This window comes from Paraburkholderia phenoliruptrix, from assembly GCF_047325075.1.
GTDB classification, from domain to species: domain Bacteria; phylum Pseudomonadota; class Gammaproteobacteria; order Burkholderiales; family Burkholderiaceae; genus Paraburkholderia; species Paraburkholderia phenoliruptrix.
In genome coordinates this window covers 1,240,754-1,259,634 of sequence record NZ_CP168530.1, presented here as the reverse complement: position 1 = coordinate 1,259,634, position 18,881 = coordinate 1,240,754, and the positions used below count along the sequence as shown (strand labels likewise).

Here is an 18,881-nt window from a genome sequence, read left to right as displayed (position 1 = left end):
GATCTCGATGGCACTGCGAGCAGATTGCCGTCATATGAAGCCTAGAACAGATAGCGGCCGGTGGCATCACCGTTATCGCAAACGGAACGCGGATACCGCGTCGGTCATCGACTGCGCCTGGTGCTCCAATGCGCTCGCTGCAGCGGCGGCCTGCTCGACGAGCGCAGCGTTTTGCTGCGTCACCTGATCCATCTGGCTCACGGCTTTGCCGACCTGCTCGATGCCGGCGGTTTGCTCGACCGTCGCCGAAGTGATCTCCGCCATGATAGTCGCAACGCCCTGCACGGCGCCCACGATTTCGTTCATCGTCTGGCCGGCTTGCGTGACGAGTTCGTTACCGTTGCGCACGTCGTCGACCGAAGCAGAGATGAGTGCCTTGATTTCCTGCGCGGCGCTTGCGCTACGTTGAGCCAGCGTGCGCACCTCACCGGCAACAACGGCAAAGCCGCGGCCCTGCTCGCCCGCGCGCGCGGATTCGACCGCCGCGTTGAGCGCCAGAATATTGGTCTGGAAGGCAATGCTGTCGATCATGCCGGTGATTTCCGCGATCTTGTGCGAGCTTGCGGTGATGGCCGTCATGGTCTGCACCGCGCGCTGCACGACGTCGCCGCCGCGCTGCGCGACGTCGGCCGCGCTTGCGGCGAGCGTGCTCGCCTGGCGGGCGTTATCCGCGTTCTGCCTGACTGTCGAAGTCAGCTCTTCCATGCTGGCCGCGGTTTCCTCGAGCGACGCCGATTGTTGCTCGGTACGGCTCGACAGATCGAGGTTGCCCGCGGCGATCTCGCGCGCGCCGCCGTGAATCGCCTCGCAGTTGACGCGCACGTTGGACACCGTGTGCGCGAGTCCGGACTGCATCCGCGACATGGCGCTGAACAACTGGCCGATTTCGCTCTTGCTGCCTTCGGGAATGGAGGCGGTCAGGTCATTGCCGGCAATCCGGTCCAGTAGTTTCGACGCCTGCTGCAACGGACCGATCACGATGGTTCGCAGAGCGAAGTGTGTGGCGACGATCAATGCGAGAGCCAGCGCGACACCCGTCAGGACCATCGCAACGATCCACCCGTATTCGCGCGCGTTCCTCGCCGCTGAATCCTTCGCGAGCGCGCTCGCGAGGTTCTGGAATTTTTCGACGTTCGCCGAATAGGCCTGGCCCGCAAGCGTAATGTCGCGGTCGTTGATGGCGACGTAGGCGTCCGTGTCGCCGCGCTGGAGCGCGTCGAAAGCCTTTTTCAAGGTGGCCGCGAGAGCATTGGACGAATCGACGAGCTGCTGTTTCAGTGCATCGTCCTGTCCCACGAATCGGGATGCCGACGCAAAATCGCGCGTTTCCGCGTCTGCCCGGTCGAGCGTACGCTGTGCGCTGCCGAGCGCCGAATCGCGCGTGGCGAGATCGTTGCGCTCCTTGAGCGCCGCATAAGCGCGCGTAAGAGCCGCACGCGTGCGGGTGCTGTCCTTGTAGCCGTCGTTGGCGAGAATCTCCTGACTGGCGATCTCCTGAAGCCGCTGTGCGTTCTCATTCGAGCGGCCGAGCGCCAATACGCCGACCACGCCGCCAAACATGATCATCGCGGCAAACACGACGAGCACTGCAAGTAAGCTCTTTTTAACTGTCAAATCGCGCATGCTTCCGAGACCCTCTTTGTCGTCTATTTCTCTCAAATCGTTTACGGCAGAAGAGCCGTGAACTTGAGTAGTGCCACGCTACCGCCGTGGCCCGCCGGTTGTCGCCCGCCTTACGCACTCTTTACTGGGGAACGAAGTCTGGCGCACAATCACAGCGAAAACGGCTGTCCGCAGCCATTCCGATGCCGCCGATTGTTCGCATTCGCGTGCCAATCCGGCGGCGTAGCGACAAGCATGCATCATGCGTCCATCCAATCGGGCCTCTCATGAGCGATAAAACTTCTGGCAAGCGTGAAGATCTGCTGGCAGGCGGCAGCCGTCACCACCAGATCTTTCCAAAGCTGAACGATGCGCAGTTTGCAGTACTCGAGCGATATGGCGAGCGCCGCAAGCTCAGTGCCGGCGACGTCCTGTTCACCGAAGGCGATCGACACGTTCCGATGTACGCCATCGTTTCAGGCACCATCGAGGCGACGCGCGGCAGCGGCGAGAACCTGCATTTTCTCGGCGCTCACGGCGCAGGCAGTTTCACCGGAGAAGTCGGTACGCTTGCAGGGCGCGGCGCGGTGGCGTCCGCGCGCGCAACGAGCGATTGCGAAGTCATTGTGATCGACGAGGAATCGCTGCGCGCGCTCGTGATCGCCGAAGCGGAGCTGAGCGAGACGATCATGCGCGCGTACATTCTGCGCCGGGTCGCCTATATTCAGGACCAGAACGGCGGCGTGGTCGTGATCGGCAGCTCTGCTTCTTTTCCGACTCTGGTATTGCGGCATTTCTTGAGCCGTAATGCACAACCGTCGGCGTACTTCGATATCGCCGACCATGAGGAGGCGAAACTACTCCTCGAACGCTACGGCGCCACCGAAGAAGATCTGCCGGTACTCGTCACATTGCAAGGTGTCGTGCTCAAGCGTCCGACTAATCGTGCCGTTGCGGACGCAATCGGTCTGAGTCCCGACCGGTTGAACGGCGAACGGTTCGACGTGGTGGTGGTCGGCGCGGGCCCGGCGGGGCTCGCTGCGGCGGTGTACGCGGCATCCGAGGGACTGCGGGTCGCGGTGCTCGACACGAAGGCGCCCGGCGGCCAGGCCGGCACGAGTTCTAAAATCGAAAACTACTTTGGATTTCCCACGGGCATTTCCGGTCAGGCGCTCGCGGGACGCGGCCTTTCGCAATGCCGGAAATTCGGCGCGGAAGTCGGCGTGCCGATCGAGGCGCTGGGTATCGAATGCGATAAAGGCCAGCCGTTTCACATCCGCCTGAGCCACGACGAGCATGTTTATGGTCGCGCGGTCGTGATCGCGACCGGCGCGCGTTATCGCAAGCCGGATCTCGCGCGTCTCGAACATTTCCAGGGCCGCGGCGTCTATTACAGCGCAACGTATATGGAAGCCGCGTTTTGCGGCAACGAAGAACTCGTCATTGTGGGCGGCGGCAATTCGGCGGGACAGGCGGCGGTATTTCTGTCCGGATTTGCGCGCCATGTGCACATCGTGATTCGTGGCGAGGGGCTCGCCGCGAGCATGTCGAACTATTTGATCCGACGCATCGAGGCGGCGCCGAATATTTCCGTTCATGTACGAACGCAGATCGTCGCGCTAATTGGCGAAGCGCACCTCGAGTCGATTCAATGGAATCAGCAAGGGCGAATTGAAGAAAAGCCGATCCGGCATGTGTTTCTGTTCCTCGGCGCGCAGCCTAACACCGGCTGGCTTGGTGACTGTGTCGAACTGGACAGGAACGGCTTCGTGCTGACCGGCCCGGATGTCGCGCACAAGTGGCCCTCCGAGCGCCCGGCGCACTTTCTCGAAACGAGCCGGCCGGGCGTTTTCGCAGTAGGCGACGTGCGTAGCGGCTCCGTGAAGCGAGTGGCCGCCGCCGTGGGGGAAGGCGCGGCCGCGATTCAGTCGCTACACCAGTACCTTGCGCTCGACGCCTGAAACCAGGCGCTTCGCACTCAGTATTCGACAAGTATCGTCACGCGGCGATTGGCGGCGTTCGCCGCCGCATCGTTGCCGATGATCAGCGGGAAATTGTCGGCCCGGCCGATTGCCGCCATGCGATGCGCCTCGATGCCCCTGTCGGCGAAAAAGCGCACCACGGCCCCCGCGCGCGCGGACGAGAGCTCCCAATTGGATTCGTACTTGGCGGTCGCTATCGGCAGACTGTCGGCATGGCCTTCCACGAGAATGTTATTTCTCGCACGGTCGCGCAGTACGGTGGCGATCTGACCCAGCACCGCGAACGATTCCGGCAAAAGACGCGCATCGCCGGAATTGAACAGCACTTTCGCGTTGATCGCTATTTCCACCCCTTGCGGCGTGTGGGAAATCGTAATCTGGCGATTGTCCTGCAAGGGCGCGAGCAATGACAGAAGCTGTTTTTTTGCGGCTTCGTTTGCATTGCCCGTGGTTGCAGGCGGCTGTACGTCGACAGCCTCTTTCACCGGATGATGCTGCAGCGTCTTTATCTGCAGCTCGCTGTTTTTCGCGAGCTGCAAGACATACAGCGCCAGAAACAGCACCATTAGCGTCGTAATCAGATCGGCGTACGAAATCAGCCAGCGGTCCGACTGCTCGCCGCCGTCGTGAGCGCCATCGTGGCCGTGGTGACCGGTCTTGTCCGTTGAAAGACGCTTGCTTCCAGTAGTTGTGCTCATACACGGAGTCCGCTATCAGTCATGCCCGACTTTCGTCGATGCGGCTAGCCGAGCAATTCGGCGGAACGTTCGCGCACGTCGCCCGCCAAACGCGTTTCAATGGTGTGCGGCGATTCCTTGCGAGAGATGGCGAGCAAACCGTCCAGGTACAAACGCCTGAAACGCAATTCGCTGTCCACCTGCGCGCGAATCTTGCCGAATAGCGGAAGAAACACGAGGTTCGCCAACGCGAGGCCATATAGCGTTGCGACGAAAGCGACCGCAATGCCCTGCCCCAATTGCGACGGCTCAAGCATGTGTCCCGTCACCTGAATGAGACCCAGCACCGCACCGAGAATGCCGAAGGTCGGCGCGTAACCGCCCGCCTGTTGCCAGATGCGCGCCGCCGCCAGGTAATTGCGCTCATACGCGTCGACTTCCCGCTGCAACGCATCTTCCAGTACTGCCGTGGATACGCCGTTTGCAAGCAGCTCGAGCCCTCGCTTTGCAAACGGGCTGATGCCGTTGGCCTCCATCGACTCGAACGCGAGCAGACCGTTCAGTTTCGCCTGATCGCCCCATTCGAGCAGCACCGACAGGCTCTCGCGATCCACTTGCCGCGCCTTGACAAACGCGAAGCGCAGCAGTTTCACGCCGTCGAAAAACCGCGCCCAGGTGTTCTGGATCATCACTGCCCCTAAGGTCCCGCCAAGGACAATGACAAATGCCTCCAGCTGAAATAGCGACGTGAAATTGCCGCCTTCGAGTGAGAAGCCTGCGACGATCGCCGCCACGCCGAACACTACGCCAAATACCGTCAAAAGATCCATACGTCCTCGCGAGCGGCTGCACGAGCCTGCGAATTACAGTTAAATGTCGCGCTCAGTCATGTACGCCGGGCGCGACAGGCATCAGGACTCGGCCGGCGCCGCGTGCGCCGCAGGCGACTTCAGTGCTCGAACCGTGTCGATGAAGCGCTGCTCGATCTCGACGATCTCGACTGGATCGATCTTGATCTCGCGACGCATCACCCACGACACCTCTTTCTTTCGTGCTTCGGTCATGACGGACTGGAGGCGTTCGTCAATCGGCTGTCCCGCCGACGCCGAGAGAAGCTTCGCGAGGTCGTACGTATCGAACGCGCTCACTGCTTCGAACAGGGTTCGCTGGTCGACAAAGGCGAGGTCGTCGAGCGAATTCAGCTCGCCCGCGCCGCGCACATTACGGCGCGAGAAGTAGCTGAGGCCCTTCTCCTCGACGTAATTGAGCACCTTCGTCTTGCGGAACGCGAAGATGTCCTCGGCGATCTCGGCGTGCGAAAGCTTGTTCAGAATCACTTTCCTGTCGACGCCGATAAGCGCTTCCAGATCGTCGAGCTCGATCAGTTCGAGTTCGCTGCTGATCGAAACATCGAGGTCGTGATTCGCCACCTGCTGCGCCCGCTCGGTGATCTTCACCGGATCGAACGTCACGAGCTGTCGGCCCGCCGCGCCGTCGCTCGCCGAATAGCGTCCGGCCGAATTGTTGAGCCGCTCGGAGCGCCCGGATTCGATCGACACGAGGTTGAGCTTTTCCATGCGCTTGAGCATGGCCATGACGTGCGGTCGCGAATGACCTGCAATGGCATTGCACTTCTTGAGAACTTCGGCAAGCGGAATCGAGACTTCTTCGTTTTGCGGACGGCGTGCGCGCGCATCGAACCGGTCATTCATCTCGGCGCCTGCCATCAACGAGAGAACATGCGCGTACGACAGCACGCCAGGCAGAAAATCGGCGTGGGTATTCGTCGCAAGAATGTCGTCTTTCTTTTTGACGCGCCGTATCATCGTGCGCACGATGTGGCGCAGCAGCGGCGACACGCGCTCCAGCTCCTCTTCGACAATTCCGCCTGCGATGGCCGTCAATTGACAGAAGCTCAGTGCCTTGGCGGTATGCGCTCGCGGCTCGGGCGGCAGCAGTGCCGCTTCGCCGAAAAATTCGCCCTTGCCGAGCGTGGCGAGAATGACCTTTTTTTCATCGCACTGAGTGGAGATTTCGACTTTGCCGTCTGCAATGACGTAGATCACGGCGTCGGCCACGAAGCCTTCCGAGTAGATGACTTCCCCCGGAGCCGCCGTGCGCGTCCATGGCGAGCGTTGTTGATTCACGATGAGTACCCCCGATGAGCTTTGGTCCAGCGCGTGCCATTCTTCAGGCACGAGTCAGTTCGACGGTCTGACTTATTTCACTGGATAACGACAAGCCCTTCCCAATCTTTAATAAGGGGAAACGTGACAACAGTGGCGCAAACGTTTGCTATCCGTGCCGGCAAGGCAGCGCGCGCCTTGCGGACTTTCCATTCTGTTAGCGGCGACTCGCACGGTGTGAGCCGCCGACAGCTTCAACCCTTCGTCGCGCCGAACGTCAAGCCTGCGACGAAGTGCTTCTGCATCGCAAAGAACATCGCCACCGAAGGCAACGCCGCGAGGATGGACCCGGCGGACACGAGATTCCACGCGGTCGTCCATTGTCCCTTCAACGCAGCGACACCGACGGTAATCGGCGCGGCGTCGTCGCCTTGCGTCAGACACAACGCCCAGAAGTAGTCATTCCAGACAAATGTGAACACCAGAATTGCCAGTGCAGCGAGCGCGGGGCGAATGAGCGGCAAAACAATCTTGAAGAACACGGTCCATTCATTCGCACCTTCTATTCGCGCTGCTTCTACCAGTTCGAACGGCAACTGCTTGATGAAGTTGCGCAGGAACAGAGCACAAAAGCCCGTCTGGAAAGCCACGTGGAAAAGAATAAGTGCACTGACCGTATTGAACAGCCCGAGTTGCAGCGACAGATCGCGCACCGGAATCATCAATACCTGGACCGGCACGAAATTGCCCGCGACGAAGGTGGCAAACAGCGAGGAGTTGCCGCGAAAGCGATAGATCGCCAGTGCGAAGCCGGCCATTGCCGCGAGTGCAATCGAACCGACTACCGCGGGCACCGTAATCAGCACGCTATTCCAGAAGTAATGCAGCATCGGCGAAGTGGTAAGCGCCTCGCGATAGTTGTCGAATAGCGCGAAGTGCTTCGGCCAGCCCCAGTAGTTGCCCTCGCTGAGCTCTTCGGTGGAGCGCACGGAGGTGACGAGCACGGCGATCATCGGCAAAAGCCAGATCAGCAATGCAATCGGCAAGGTCAGTTTGTAGACGCGGCGCGAGGCCGGTTTCCATTTGTCGATTGGAACGGGAAACATGGTCGCTCCTTATTGCTCGGCGCGCAGCATCCGCCGCAAGTGATAGACGATGTACACCAGCATGATGCCGAACAGCACGACAGCGATTGCCGCCGAATAACCGATGCGGTAGTACTTGATGGCCTGGTCGTACATGTAATAGGCGAGTACCGTCGAGCTTTCGAATGGCCCGCCGCCCGTCATCACGGAGATAAGGTCGAAACTGCGCAACGCGCCGATAATCGTGACGACGATTGCCATGAAGGTGGTCGGCCGCAATTGCGGGAGAATGACGTGCCACAGCATTGACCAGCCGCGCGCTCCTTCCATGCGCGCCGCTTCGATCTGCTCCGCATTGAGCGACGTGAGACCGGTCAGATAAAGAATCATGCAATAGGCGGTTTGCGGCCACAGTGCGGCGAATACGATGCCGAAGGTCGCATAGCGCGGATCGCCGAGTACCGGCACGCCGTGGCCGAGAATCATCGCGAGGAGGCCGAAGGTCGGGTCGTAGAACCACGAGAAGATCAGCCCGACGACTACGCCCGACAATACGAACGGTGCAAAGAAAAGCGATTTGACGATGCGAATGCCGGCCACCGCCTGGTTCAGGTACAGCGCGACGGCGAGTCCCATCGGTGGCGCGAGTAGAAACAGCAGCAGCCAGATCAGGTTGTTCTTCAACGCCGTATAGAAGGTCTGCGCATTGAAGAGCTCGACGTAATTGGCGAGGCAGGCGAACGTCGGCTCCGTCATGCCGTCCCAGTTGAAGAAGCTCAGGCGTATTGTCGAGAGGATCGGCCAGATCACATAAACGGCCACCATCACGCAGGCCGGTGCGAGAAACAGAAACGCGGCACGCCGTTGGCGCCGCGCCGTGGGCGAAGGACGGCGCCCACGCGCGCGCGCCTTGGGCGCCTGTACACCCGCCGCGCCGCCCAAGGCGGGCAAGCCCGTACCGCCTGGTTCAACGGATCCGCCCACAGTGTGACGGGTAACGGAATGCTCCAAGATAATCCTCCAGCGGAAACAACAGTAGACGGCCTCGCGGCCGTCTCCTTCCTTACTTTTTATAGATCCGCTTGCGCGTCTGCTCCAGCTGCGCGAGCACGCTGTCCAGCTTCGACGGATCGGAGATGAACTGCTGCATCCCCTTCATGCCTTCATCGGCCATTTCCTTCGTCATGTCGCGATCGTAGAACTGCGCAATGCCGCCCTTCGTATTCGCGAGAATCTGGAAGCCGATCTTCGAGATGGGATCTTCCGGCTCCGGCGACTTGCTGTTCGCCGACAGTGAGCCAAGCCCCGTGGCCAGCTTCGCGCCGATCTCCGGCGTCTCGACGAACGCGAGGAACGTATGAGCATCCGCCTTGTTTTTTGCTTTCGACGGAATATGCAGCGATTCGACCGGCCCGTCTTCGGCAGTCGGCACATTCGCGTCGATAATGGGGAACTGGAAGTAGCCCATTTCAGGCTTCACGTTTGCCGGAAAGCCTCCGGTAATGAATGTGCCCATCAGCATCATCGCGGCCTTGCCCTGGAAGAGGAACGGCTGCACTGCATCAAGATCGTAGGAGAGCGAATTGTCGATGAAATAACCCGCGTCGATCAGCTGCTTCCACGTCGTATAAACCTTCTTCACGCGCGCATCGGTGTACGCAATCTCGCCCGCCATCAGCTTCTGGTGGAATGCATTGCCGTTCAGGCGCAAGTCGAGGTAGTCGAACCAGCCGGCGAGCGTCCATGCATCGCGGCCGGCCACGGCAATCGGCGCAATGCCGGCGGCCTTCAGCTTCTTGCAGTCGTCGAGAAACTGGTCCCACGTTTTCGGCTCGCCTGAAATGCCGACTTTCTGGAACAGATCCTTGCGATAGAACATACCCCACGAGTAGTACACGGTGGGCGCGGCATATTGCTTGCCCTTATACGAGGACGCTTCCTTCGTCGACGCATACATGTCGTTCCAGCCGTTCTTCGCCCAGTCCCCGCTCAGGTCTTCGAAGAGGCCGCGCTGCGCGTAATAGGCCATGCGCTCGCCGTCGTGCCAGTTGACGATATCCGGAGCGACCGTCGAGAGCCAGCCGGGCAACTGCACCTTGTACGCTTCTTCGTCGATAAACGACACCTTCACGTCGATGCCGGGGTGCGCCTTCTTGAAGTCGTCCACTACCGACTGCCAAACCGCGCGCTGGCTTGCACCCTTGAACGCAATGTTGGCGGTCAACGTGCCGGCCTGCGCAGTGCTCACGACGGACGTTCCGAGCGCAGCCGCAGCGAGCGCGAGTGTCAGCAGAACCTTGCGTGGTTTCATTTTCATGCTACCTGTCTCCTTTATTCCTTGATTTTGCGTCGTTGTCGTTACTGCATGGAATTCCGGCTTGCCAATCGCCCTGCTACCCGCGCCGGTCATTTCGATCGATACACTGCCACGCCCTGCGGTTCCACCTCACGCGAGCCAATCACGAACGCGTCGTCTGCTACGCCGGCAATGGTGTGGGCGGACTCGCCGTAGTTGAACACGTAGGTCAGCGCACCGCGCCGGCTGATACGCACGCTATCCCCTAGCGCTATCGTCTCGATGCCTGCCTGCTGCGCGATTTGCGCAAAGAGCCGCACCATCAATGCATCGTCGAAGAGGCTCGCGAAGTAATGAAACGTACCGCTTCGCACATACGCGGGGTGGCCGTCGGCGAAACGCGCGAGCACGTCGAGCGGATTCGCGTCGTGGCTTTCGACGAAATCGCGCCAGTGCCGTGCGACGCCATGCCCCGAGCCCGAATCCTGCACACCGGCAAGATGCACGGCTTCGGTCACGTTAGGCCGCATCGATTCGACGCGCCACACGCGCAGCGGCAACACATCGGCGAGCGCGCCCGGCGGAAGGTTCGCCGGAATCTGCAAGTCCGGCGTCTTCGAACCGCCGCGCGGACCGACGACGACCTGCGCGCCCGAGCGTGCAAGACGCGCCGCAAGATCCGCCGGCACGACCGGCAGCGGCGGCACGACGATCAGGCTGTAGCCGTCGAGCGGGGCGTCGACCGGCACGACATCGACATCGAGGCCTAGCGCGCGCAGCGCCGAGTAGTACTCGAAGGCAAAGCGCGGGTAATGAAAATCCGCGCCCTGCGGATGAATTTCGAACAACCACTTCGCTTCGTAGTCGTAGACGAGCGCGACCTTCGAACGGATGGCCGCGTCGGCATTGGCGTTTGCCGCGAGCACGGTGCCGATTTCTTCGGCCACTTGCGACGCTTCGCTACCCCCCACGTCGAGGCGATTATCGGGCGTATTCAAACCCGCATGCATCTGCTCCTGCGCGAACGGCGCCTGACGCCAGCGGAAATACGACACACAGCCCGCGCCGTGCGCGAACGCCTCCCAACTCCACAAACGCACCATGCCCGGCAGCGGCGCGGGATTCCACATGGCCCAGTTCACAGGACCCGGCTGCTGCTCCATGACCCAGAACGGCAGCTTCGACATGCCGCGATACACGTCATGATTGAACGACGCAAAGTCGGGGTGACCGCTGCGCAGCCAGCGCGCCTTCACCTCGGGCCCGAACCATTGCTCTTCCAGTGCGCCGAGCGGATAGCTGTCCCAGGCAGCGACGTCGAGATCGGCCGCCACCTTGTAGTGATCGAACTCGGTGAAGAGCTGCATGAAGTTGTGCGCGACCGGGCGTCCCGGCGAATGAGCGCGGATGATTTCGACCTGCATGCGGTTATAGCGCGCCACTTCGTCCGACGCAAAACGCCGGTAGTCGAGCCGGTGCGAAGGATGTGCTTCGGTCACCGTAGCAACCGGCGCATCGATTTCGTCGAAGCTGCGGTACTCCATGCTCCAGAACACGGTACCCCACGCACGGTTCAATGCGTCGACCGTTTTATAGCGCGCCTTCAGCCACTCGCGAAATCGCCCCACCGCTGCCGGCGAATAGCTGACCACCGTGTGATGGCAACCGAACTCGTTATCGGTCTGCCAGTAGGCCACGGCCGGGTGCTTGCCGTAACGCTCCGCAATCGCCGTGCAGATCTTCTGCGAAGCCGCGAAGTACGACGGCGATGAAAAATCATAATGGCGTCGCGAACCGAACGCGCGCGGGCGGCCATCGGCGCCAATCGGCAAGATGTCCGGATGACGGTCGATCAGCCACTTCGGCGGCGTCGCGGTCGGCGTGCACATCACGACCTTCAAGCCGGCTCCGCCGAGCACGTCGATCGCGCGATCGAGCCACGCCCAATCGTATTCGCCGGGCGCCGGTTCAATGCGGCTCCACGCGAACTCGGCAATGCGCACCTGCTCGATGCCGAGTGCTTTCATCCGGCGCGCGTCGTCTTCCCACATCGACTCTGGCCAGTGTTCCGGGTAATAGCAGACTCCAAGGCGCATCCGAATGTCCTTTATGCGTAGTGTTCGACGGATTCGAGCGAAGCGGCGGCAAAGCCGTCTTCGGTAAACAAATGCGTGGCGTGGCGGGGCACGCGCAGGTGCGCGCGGTCCCTCGGCGCGAGGTGCGTATTGCCCGGCGCTTTGGCGATCAGCGCGGCGCCGCCGGGCTGATCCAGATGCACATAGCTGTGTTCGCCGAGTTGTTCGACAAGCGAGACGGTACGTGTGAGCACTGCGTCATCGTGAGAAGCCGAGGTCTGAACGAATTCGAGGTGCTCGGGCCGCACGCCCAGCGTGACGGCTTGAGCCACCTCGAGCGCGGCGCCGTCCACCGGCACACGCACGTTTTCCTGCGTGGCATCAAGGGTGACGATCACGCCTTGCGGGTCGACTGAAGCAACACGTCCCGGCAAAAAGTTCATACGTGGCGAACCGATAAAGCCGGCCACAAAGCGGCTCTTCGGACGGTGGTACAACTCGAGCGGCGCGCCGATCTGCGCGATGCTGCCGTAACGCTCGGTATCTTTGCCCGCGTGCAGCAACACGATCTTGTCCGCGAGCGTCATGGCCTCGATCTGATCGTGCGTGACATACACTACGCTCGCCTTCGCAAACTGCTTATGCAGACGCGCGATTTCAATGCGAGTCTGGCCGCGCAGTGTGGCGTCGAGATTGGAGAGCGGTTCGTCGAACAGAAACACGCCGGGTTCGCGCACGATTGCGCGGCCGATTGCAACGCGTTGACGCTGACCGCCGGACAAGGCTTTCGGTTTGCGTTCGAGCAGCGCTTCCAGTTGCAAAATGCGCGCGGCTTCCTGCACCTTGCGCTCGATTTCTTCCTTCGGCGTTTTGCCGAGCTTCAGTCCGAATGCCATGTTCTCGAACACGGTCATGTGCGGAAAGAGCGCGTAGCTCTGAAACACCATCGCCACGCCGCGCTGCGCCGCCGGCACGTCGTTCATGATCTTGCCGCCGATGGAAAGGTCGCCGTCGGTCACATCCTCGAGCCCGGCAATCATGCGCAGCAATGTGGACTTGCCGCAGCCGGAAGGTCCGAGAAAAACGCAGAATTCGTTTTCGCCGATGTCCAGATCGACGTCGCGAATCACCGGCGCGCCGTCGCCATACGCTTTCTGCACGCCTCTTAACGAAATGCTCGCCATTGCATCGACTCCGTGATTTAATCGGCTCGACGATGGAGATTAAGCGCTTAATCAGCGTGACCGAAAAAATCGATCGCATGCGATCGTCGGTCCCTGCCTGTCTCCATGTCGTTTTGTCTGTGCGACAGATGGTGCCGCGCCTCGCGCTTTGATGCAAATGCCGGGTAACCATCCCAAATAATGAAGAGACATGCCCACACTTAGCGAAGTCGCGCGCCATGCCGGCGTCACGCCCGCCACCGTATCCAACGTGCTGCGCAATCGCGGCCGCGTGGGCGAGACGACGCGCCAGCGCGTGCTCGAAGCCGTCGATGCCCTCGGCTACCGGCCGCATCTTGCGGCCCGTGCGCTGGCCGAAGGCCGCGCGCCCACGCTCGCCCTGATGGTATCGAGCATCGCCAATCCGTTCTACCCGGAGTTCGCGCTCGCCGTCGAACGCGCGGCGCGCGCGAGCGGCAACTTCGTGATCATCTGCAATACTAACGATGATCCCGCGACCGGCCGCGCGTACCTGGATCAGATTGCCGGCACGCTGTCGGAAGGCGTGCTCGTGACGAACGCCAACCTGCACTTCGCCGACCTTCACGTCACCGAATCACGCGGCACGCCGGTGGTTTTGTGCATGTGGGAGCGGCCCAACGAGCCGCCGGGACTGCCCTGTGTCGCCGTGGATTTTCGTCTTGCCGGCGAGCTGGCAGGCAAGCATCTGCTCGAACTGGGACATCGGCGGATTGGGGCGATTGTCGGCAGCAAGGTGTCAGGCATTCATGCCACACGTTACGAAGGTTTCGTCGACGCGCTGCGCGTGGCCGGCGTGCGAAAAAACCGCGTCAAACATGCAGCGGATACGATCCACGGCGGCTACACCGCGGCGCGCGCGTTGCTCGAAGCCGATCCGCAACTCACCGCCATCTTCGCGACCAACGACCTGCCCGCTCTCGGCGCGATGCATGCGGCCGCGGACCTGGGCCTCTCGGTCCCGACAGATCTCTCCGTGATCGGTATCACCGATATTCAGCTTGCGCGCGAATCGCGGCCCGCGTTGACCACCGTGGCCGTGCCGACCGTCGAAGTGGCCGGGCTCGCGGTGTCGCTGCTGCGCGAACTGATCGAGTCGTCGTATGGACACGCGCGACGCGGCAAGACCAAAGTGCCGATGCGCATTTCGTCGGCCCCAAAACTGGTGGTGCGAGCGTCGACTGACGTGCCGCGTTCACGCTGAGACTCGGGCGCACTGCCCGCTTTCAAAGGCGGCCACAAAGTGTGTTTCGGCGGGCCAACGTATGCCGCTTGCCTTTCACGCGACTTTCACCGCAGCCAGGACTTTCCCCAATCCGCCGCGCCGCGCGCTGCATCGCACTAGCGGCTGACAGGCCCGCTCCATAAGGCTTTGCGCGCTTGCGCATGGTTCGCTGCACTCACACGCTCGCCGACGAGTTTTCTTGACGAGCTGCGCCGCGCCTGCTGTACTAAATCAACCAAAGTGATTTAGGCGGCGTCTTTCGGTCTTGCGTTATCTGTCCGAATCGGCCGCGAACCAGGTTGCGCCCGCGCAGCGTTCGCGTGTGCAACCACCCAGCAGTTCAAAAACGTCATTGCCAATAATCGGAGGAGCGTCCCATGAATCTGAATTCCCGCAGGGTTCCTGCCACCAGGAAAATCGTCTCGCTGTGCGTCGCGGCCTCGGCGCTCTGGTGCGCGAGCGCGAGCCAGGCAGCCGACCAGCCGGTGGTCGGCCTCATCACGAAGACGGACACCAACCCGTTCTTCGTGAAGATGAAGCAAGGCGCCGAAGCCGCCGCATCGAAAGACGGCGCGAAACTGATGACCGCTGCGGGCCGGTTCGACGGCGATAACGCGAGCCAGGTCACTGCGATCGAAAACATGATGACGGCGGGCGCCAAAGCGATTCTGATCACGCCGAGCGACACGAAGGCAATCGTGCCGAGCATCAAGAAAGCGCGCGCCGCCGGCGTGATGGTCGTCGCGCTCGATACGCCGACGGATCCGCAAGACGCCACCGACGCCCTCTTCGCCACCGACAACTTCAAAGCCGGCGTGCTGATCGGCAAATATGCGAAGGCCGCGCTGAACGGCAAGCCTGCGAAGATCGCCACGCTCGACCTTGCGCCTGGCGTATCGGTCGGCGTGCTGCGCCATAACGGCTTTCTCGAAGGCTTCGGCGTGAAAGAAGGCGACCCGTCCATCGTCTGCAGCCAGGACACGCGCGGCGATCAGGCAAAGGGGCAGACGGCGATGGAGAACTGTCTGCAGAAAGCATCGGACATCAACGTCGTCTACACGATCAACGAACCGGCGGCTGCGGGCGCGTACCGCGCGCTGAAAGCAGCAGGCAAGGACAAGAGCGTGATGATCGTCTCGATCGACGGCGGCTGTGAAGGCGTGCGCAACGTGAAGGCCGGTGCGATTGCCGCAACCTCGCAGCAGTATCCGTTGAAAATGGCGTCGCTCGGCGTGACGGCCGGCGTCGATTACGCGAAGACCGGCAAGAAGGTGTCGGGCTACCAGGACACGGGCGTGACGCTGATCACGGACAAACCGATGTCCGGCATCGACAGCAAGGACACCAAATTCGGCCTCGACAACTGCTGGGGCAACAAGTAACGCGCATTGCATGGCGGCCCGCGTGCCGGGCCGCCGTACGTTTCGCCGCGTGGCAAAGGCCACGCTCCTGTCTCGAGGACATCCATCATGTCGACTCCATCCGCGCCCGCGGGCCATCCGCGCCATTTATCAGACCGCCTGCCCTCGCTCGCCGAAGCCGGGCCGCTCGTTGCGCTCGTACTGGCCTGCGCATTTTTTATTTCGCAGAGCAACCGGTTTCTCTCGTTCCAGAACCTCTCGCTGATCCTGCAGCAGACGATGGTCGTCGCGGTCATCGCAATCGGTCAGACACTGATCGTGCTGACAGGCGGCATCGATCTTTCGTGCGGCATGGTGATGGCGTTCGGCTCCATCATCATGACGAAGTTCGCCGTCACGCTCGGCCTGCCGCCCGTCGTCGCGATTCTGTGCGGCATCGGCGCAAGCACATTGTTCGGCGTACTGAACGGCGTGCTGATCACGCGCATCAAGCTGCCCGCATTTATCGTCACGCTCGGCACGCTGAACATTGCGTTCGCGCTGACGCAGATCTATTCGAATGCGGAAAGCGTGTCGAATCTGCCGGACGCCATCATGTTCTTCGGCAACACCTTCAAGCTCGGTCCCGCCGATGTCACCTATGGCACGGTCCTCACCTTGCTGATGTACCTGGCCACATGGTTCGTGTTGCGCGACACGATCCCCGGACGGCACCTGTATGCGCTCGGCAATAACGCCGAGGCCGCGCGGCTGATGGGTTTGTCGTCGCAGAAAATACTGTTGACCGTCTACACGCTGGCGGGCGCGATCTACGGCATTGCAGCACTGCTGTCGGTATCGCGTACCGGCGTGGGCGACCCGCAAGCAGGCCAGACGGAGAACCTCGACAGCATTACCGCGGTGGTGCTCGGAGGCACCAGTCTTTTCGGCGGACGCGGTTCGATCTCCGGTACGCTGCTCGGCGCGCTGATTGTCGGCGTTTTTCGCAACGGCCTGACTCTCATCGGCGTTTCTTCGGTCTACCAGGTGTTGATTACCGGCATGCTGGTGATTCTCGCGGTGGCCGCGGACAAACTTTCTCATCGCCGCGGTTAAGCACTGGATCGCAACCATCTTGCATACGGCCCGAGCGAGCGTGTCTGGACGACACCAGGCGCCCGCTCAGGCTGACAGGAGCCCGTCATGTCGACAACAACTTCCGCTTCTGCCCCGCAGCCGGTTCTCCAGGCGCGTGGGCTCGTCAAACGTTATGGCAACGTCACCGCACTCGACGGCTGTGACTTCGAGGTGCTGCCCGGCGAGATTCTCGCTGTGATCGGAGACAACGGCGCAGGCAAATCGTCGTTGATCAAGGCGCTGTCGGGCGCGACCGTTCCTGACGAAGGCGACATCCTGCTCGACGGTAAGCCCGTCAAATTCCGCAGCCCGCTCGATGCGCGCGCGCAAGGCATCGAAACGGTATATCAGGAACTCGCGGTCGCGCCGGCCATGAGCATCGCCGAAAATCTCTTTCTCGCGCGGGAATTGCTGAAGCCCGGCTGGCGCGGCTCGATCTTCAAGATGATCGACAAACGCCGCATGCTCGAAGAAGCGACTGCGCATATGAAGGATCTGCAGATCGGCATTCGCTCGATGCGCCAGGCCGTCGAAACCCTTTCCGGCGGCCAGCGTCAAGGCGTCGCCGTCGCGCGTAGCGCGGCGTTCGCGCGGCATGTCGTGATTCTCGACGAACCGACCGCCGCGCTCGGCGTGAAGGAAGGCAACATGGTGCTCGAACTGATCCGCCGTGTGCGCGACCGGGGACTGCCCGTCATTCTCATCAGTCACAACATGCCCCATGTGTTCGAGGTCGCGGACCGCATTCACATTCAGCGCCTCGGCCGGCGCGCCGCGCTCGTCAATACGAAAGACGTGCACATGTCGGAGGCCGTTGCGATCATGACGGGTGCAAAAGAAGCCGACGTCAAGGCGATTGCATGATGCAGTCACTTCGCTGAGGGACCCGCGACCATGGACACCACCGGCATGCGCCCGTCGCTCAAACGCACCGTCGGCTCCAACCAGGTCGGCATGCGGCAATTCAACGAACGCATCGTGCTGCAGGCGATCCGTTTGCATGGGCCGCTGCCTAAAGCCGACGTGGGCCGCCTCACGCGTCTGTCGATGCAGACCGTCTCGATGATCGTCGATCGTCTGATCGACGACGGCCTGCTGGAAAAGCAGGCTCGTGTGCGCGGACGGATCGGCCAGCCGTCGGTGCCGATTGCGTTGCACGCGGACGGCGCCTACACGATCGGCATCAAGGTGGGCCGCCGCAGTCTCGACGTGCTGGCGATGGATTTCGCGGGCCGCGTCGTCTGCCGCGATGTGTTCGAATACCCTTACCCCGATCCGCGCACGCTGTTTCCCGCGCTGGAAAGTAAGCTCGCGCGCGTCAATCAGACGCTCGGTGAGAACGCGAGCAAGGTAGTCGGCGTTGGCGTGGCCGCGCCGCTCTGGCTCGGCGGATGGCGCGACTTCCTCGGCGCGCCGCCCGACGCGCTCGACGCATGGCATGAAATCGACCTGCGCTCGCGTATCGCGACCATGACGGGCCTGCCGGTGGAATTTGCAAAGGACACCACCGCAGCCTGTGCCGCCGAACTCGTCATGGGCCAGGGCCGCGGCATCCACAATTTCCTGTATCTGTTCGTCGGCACCTTTATCGGCGGCGGGCTCGTCATCGACGGCCGCTTGCATGGCGGTCCGCACGATAACGCCGGCGCAGTCGGCTCGATTCCGCTGCGCGAAAGCAGCGCACGCAAGCCCGCGCGGCAACTGCTGCATGCAGCGTCGGGCTTCGTGCTGGAACGTCTGCTGAGCGAAGCAGGCAAACCGCCCGCCGCCGCGCACGATCATCGCGCGCTGTTGCCGGACATGTGGCGGCATACCGAGGAATGGCTCGACAGCGCATGTCCGGCGATTGCCAGCGCGCTCATCAACGCGGCCGCGTTGCTTGATCTCGAAGCGGTAGTGATCGACGGCGAGCTCGACCGGCAAATGGTGCGCGAAATCATTCGCCGCACGGAGCGCGTGCTCGACCGGTTCGAGTGGGAAGGAATGGTGCGTCCGCAACTATTGGAAGGGGCAATCGGCGCTGACGCGCGCGCCATGGGCGGCGCGATCCTGCCGCTCTATGCGCACTTCGCACCGGTGCATGAACTCTTTCTGAAGCCGGCGACCGAGCCAGCCTATTGATTCACAACGGACA

At 61.8% G+C, this 18,881-nt stretch carries 15 protein-coding genes; 6 read left to right on the top strand and 9 right to left on the bottom strand.

Features of this window, described 5'->3' with window-relative positions; translation table 11 throughout:
• Positions 1–72: 72 nt before the first annotated feature.
• Positions 73–1,623 (bottom strand): methyl-accepting chemotaxis protein, encoded by a 1,551-nt coding sequence (locus ACEN8U_RS05590; protein ID WP_310108310.1) that lies wholly within the window; start codon positions 1,621–1,623, stop codon positions 73–75.
• A 266-nt stretch (positions 1,624–1,889) separates the two neighbouring features.
• Between ACEN8U_RS05590 and ACEN8U_RS05585 the strand changes: the two genes are divergently transcribed.
• Positions 1,890–3,563, top strand: coding sequence for an FAD-dependent oxidoreductase (locus tag ACEN8U_RS05585; RefSeq protein ID WP_310108312.1), 1,674 nt, complete (start codon positions 1,890–1,892; stop codon positions 3,561–3,563).
• 17 nt (positions 3,564–3,580) lie between these two features.
• On the opposite strand, the gene ACEN8U_RS05580 is transcribed toward ACEN8U_RS05585, so the two are convergent.
• From ACEN8U_RS05580 to ACEN8U_RS05545, 8 genes are all read right to left on the bottom strand, one after another.
• On the bottom strand, positions 3,581–4,282 hold the full coding sequence (locus ACEN8U_RS05580; protein ID WP_310108314.1) for an OmpA family protein: 702 nt from the start codon (positions 4,280–4,282) through the stop codon (positions 3,581–3,583).
• Positions 4,283–4,326: 44 nt separating this feature from the next.
• Complete coding sequence (locus tag ACEN8U_RS05575; protein WP_310108316.1) at positions 4,327–5,091, bottom strand: flagellar motor protein; 765 nt, start codon at positions 5,089–5,091, stop codon at positions 4,327–4,329.
• An 81-nt stretch (positions 5,092–5,172) separates the two neighbouring features.
• On the bottom strand, positions 5,173–6,408 hold the full coding sequence (locus tag ACEN8U_RS05570) for a Crp/Fnr family transcriptional regulator (protein ID WP_014972140.1): 1,236 nt from the start codon (positions 6,406–6,408) through the stop codon (positions 5,173–5,175).
• Positions 6,409–6,641: 233 nt separating this feature from the next.
• Positions 6,642–7,493: a carbohydrate ABC transporter permease gene (locus ACEN8U_RS05565; protein ID WP_310108318.1), complete on the bottom strand. Its 852-nt coding sequence runs from the start codon at positions 7,491–7,493 to the stop codon at positions 6,642–6,644.
• Positions 7,494–7,502: 9 nt separating this feature from the next.
• Entirely contained in the window at positions 7,503–8,483 is a 981-nt protein-coding gene (locus tag ACEN8U_RS05560; RefSeq protein WP_413657443.1) for a carbohydrate ABC transporter permease, read from the bottom strand.
• A gap of 52 nt (positions 8,484–8,535) precedes the next feature.
• Positions 8,536–9,789: an ABC transporter substrate-binding protein gene (locus tag ACEN8U_RS05555; protein ID WP_374725918.1), complete on the bottom strand. Its 1,254-nt coding sequence runs from the start codon at positions 9,787–9,789 to the stop codon at positions 8,536–8,538.
• Positions 9,790–9,878: 89 nt separating this feature from the next.
• On the bottom strand, positions 9,879–11,864 hold the full coding sequence (locus ACEN8U_RS05550; protein ID WP_310108322.1) for a beta-galactosidase: 1,986 nt from the start codon (positions 11,862–11,864) through the stop codon (positions 9,879–9,881).
• 11 nt (positions 11,865–11,875) lie between these two features.
• Positions 11,876–13,027, bottom strand: coding sequence for a sn-glycerol-3-phosphate ABC transporter ATP-binding protein UgpC (locus ACEN8U_RS05545; protein ID WP_310108324.1), 1,152 nt, complete (start codon positions 13,025–13,027; stop codon positions 11,876–11,878).
• Positions 13,028–13,217: 190 nt separating this feature from the next.
• On the opposite strand from ACEN8U_RS05545, the gene ACEN8U_RS05540 reads away from it, so the two are divergent.
• The 5 genes from ACEN8U_RS05540 (at position 13,218) to ACEN8U_RS05520 (ending at position 18,868) form a co-directional block, all read left to right on the top strand.
• On the top strand, positions 13,218–14,249 hold the full coding sequence (locus ACEN8U_RS05540) for a LacI family DNA-binding transcriptional regulator (RefSeq protein ID WP_310108326.1): 1,032 nt from the start codon (positions 13,218–13,220) through the stop codon (positions 14,247–14,249).
• A 398-nt stretch (positions 14,250–14,647) separates the two neighbouring features.
• Positions 14,648–15,652, top strand: coding sequence for a sugar ABC transporter substrate-binding protein (locus tag ACEN8U_RS05535; protein ID WP_014972144.1), 1,005 nt, complete (start codon positions 14,648–14,650; stop codon positions 15,650–15,652).
• A gap of 87 nt (positions 15,653–15,739) precedes the next feature.
• On the top strand, positions 15,740–16,726 hold the full coding sequence (locus ACEN8U_RS05530) for an ABC transporter permease (protein WP_310108328.1): 987 nt from the start codon (positions 15,740–15,742) through the stop codon (positions 16,724–16,726).
• Positions 16,727–16,813: 87 nt separating this feature from the next.
• Complete coding sequence (locus ACEN8U_RS05525) at positions 16,814–17,611, top strand: ATP-binding cassette domain-containing protein (RefSeq protein ID WP_013590611.1); 798 nt, start codon at positions 16,814–16,816, stop codon at positions 17,609–17,611.
• 30 nt (positions 17,612–17,641) lie between these two features.
• Positions 17,642–18,868, top strand: a complete 1,227-nt coding sequence (locus ACEN8U_RS05520; RefSeq protein ID WP_310108329.1) for an ROK family transcriptional regulator — start codon at positions 17,642–17,644, stop codon at positions 18,866–18,868.
• Positions 18,869–18,881 lie beyond the last annotated feature (13 nt).

Excerpts from the sequence above, each read along its gene's own strand:
- ACEN8U_RS05530 (WP_310108328.1), top strand. The coding sequence starts at position 15,740 with ATGTCGACTCCATCCGCGCCCGCGGGCCATCCGCGCCATTTATCAGAC.
- ACEN8U_RS05575 (WP_310108316.1), bottom strand. The coding sequence starts at position 5,091 with ATGGATCTTTTGACGGTATTTGGCGTAGTGTTCGGCGTGGCGGCGATC.
- ACEN8U_RS05525 (WP_013590611.1), top strand. The coding sequence starts at position 16,814 with ATGTCGACAACAACTTCCGCTTCTGCCCCGCAGCCGGTTCTCCAGGCG.
- ACEN8U_RS05585 (WP_310108312.1), top strand. The coding sequence starts at position 1,890 with ATGAGCGATAAAACTTCTGGCAAGCGTGAAGATCTGCTGGCAGGCGGC.
- ACEN8U_RS05550 (WP_310108322.1), bottom strand. The coding sequence starts at position 11,864 with ATGCGCCTTGGAGTCTGCTATTACCCGGAACACTGGCCAGAGTCGATG.
- ACEN8U_RS05580 (WP_310108314.1), bottom strand. The coding sequence starts at position 4,282 with ATGAGCACAACTACTGGAAGCAAGCGTCTTTCAACGGACAAGACCGGT.
- ACEN8U_RS05545 (WP_310108324.1), bottom strand. The coding sequence starts at position 13,027 with ATGGCGAGCATTTCGTTAAGAGGCGTGCAGAAAGCGTATGGCGACGGC.
- ACEN8U_RS05535 (WP_014972144.1), top strand. The coding sequence starts at position 14,648 with ATGAATCTGAATTCCCGCAGGGTTCCTGCCACCAGGAAAATCGTCTCG.
- ACEN8U_RS05590 (WP_310108310.1), bottom strand. The coding sequence starts at position 1,623 with ATGCGCGATTTGACAGTTAAAAAGAGCTTACTTGCAGTGCTCGTCGTG.
- ACEN8U_RS05540 (WP_310108326.1), top strand. The coding sequence starts at position 13,218 with ATGCCCACACTTAGCGAAGTCGCGCGCCATGCCGGCGTCACGCCCGCC.
- ACEN8U_RS05565 (WP_310108318.1), bottom strand. The coding sequence starts at position 7,493 with ATGTTTCCCGTTCCAATCGACAAATGGAAACCGGCCTCGCGCCGCGTC.
- ACEN8U_RS05555 (WP_374725918.1), bottom strand. The coding sequence starts at position 9,789 with ATGAAAATGAAACCACGCAAGGTTCTGCTGACACTCGCGCTCGCTGCG.
- ACEN8U_RS05520 (WP_310108329.1), top strand. The coding sequence starts at position 17,642 with ATGGACACCACCGGCATGCGCCCGTCGCTCAAACGCACCGTCGGCTCC.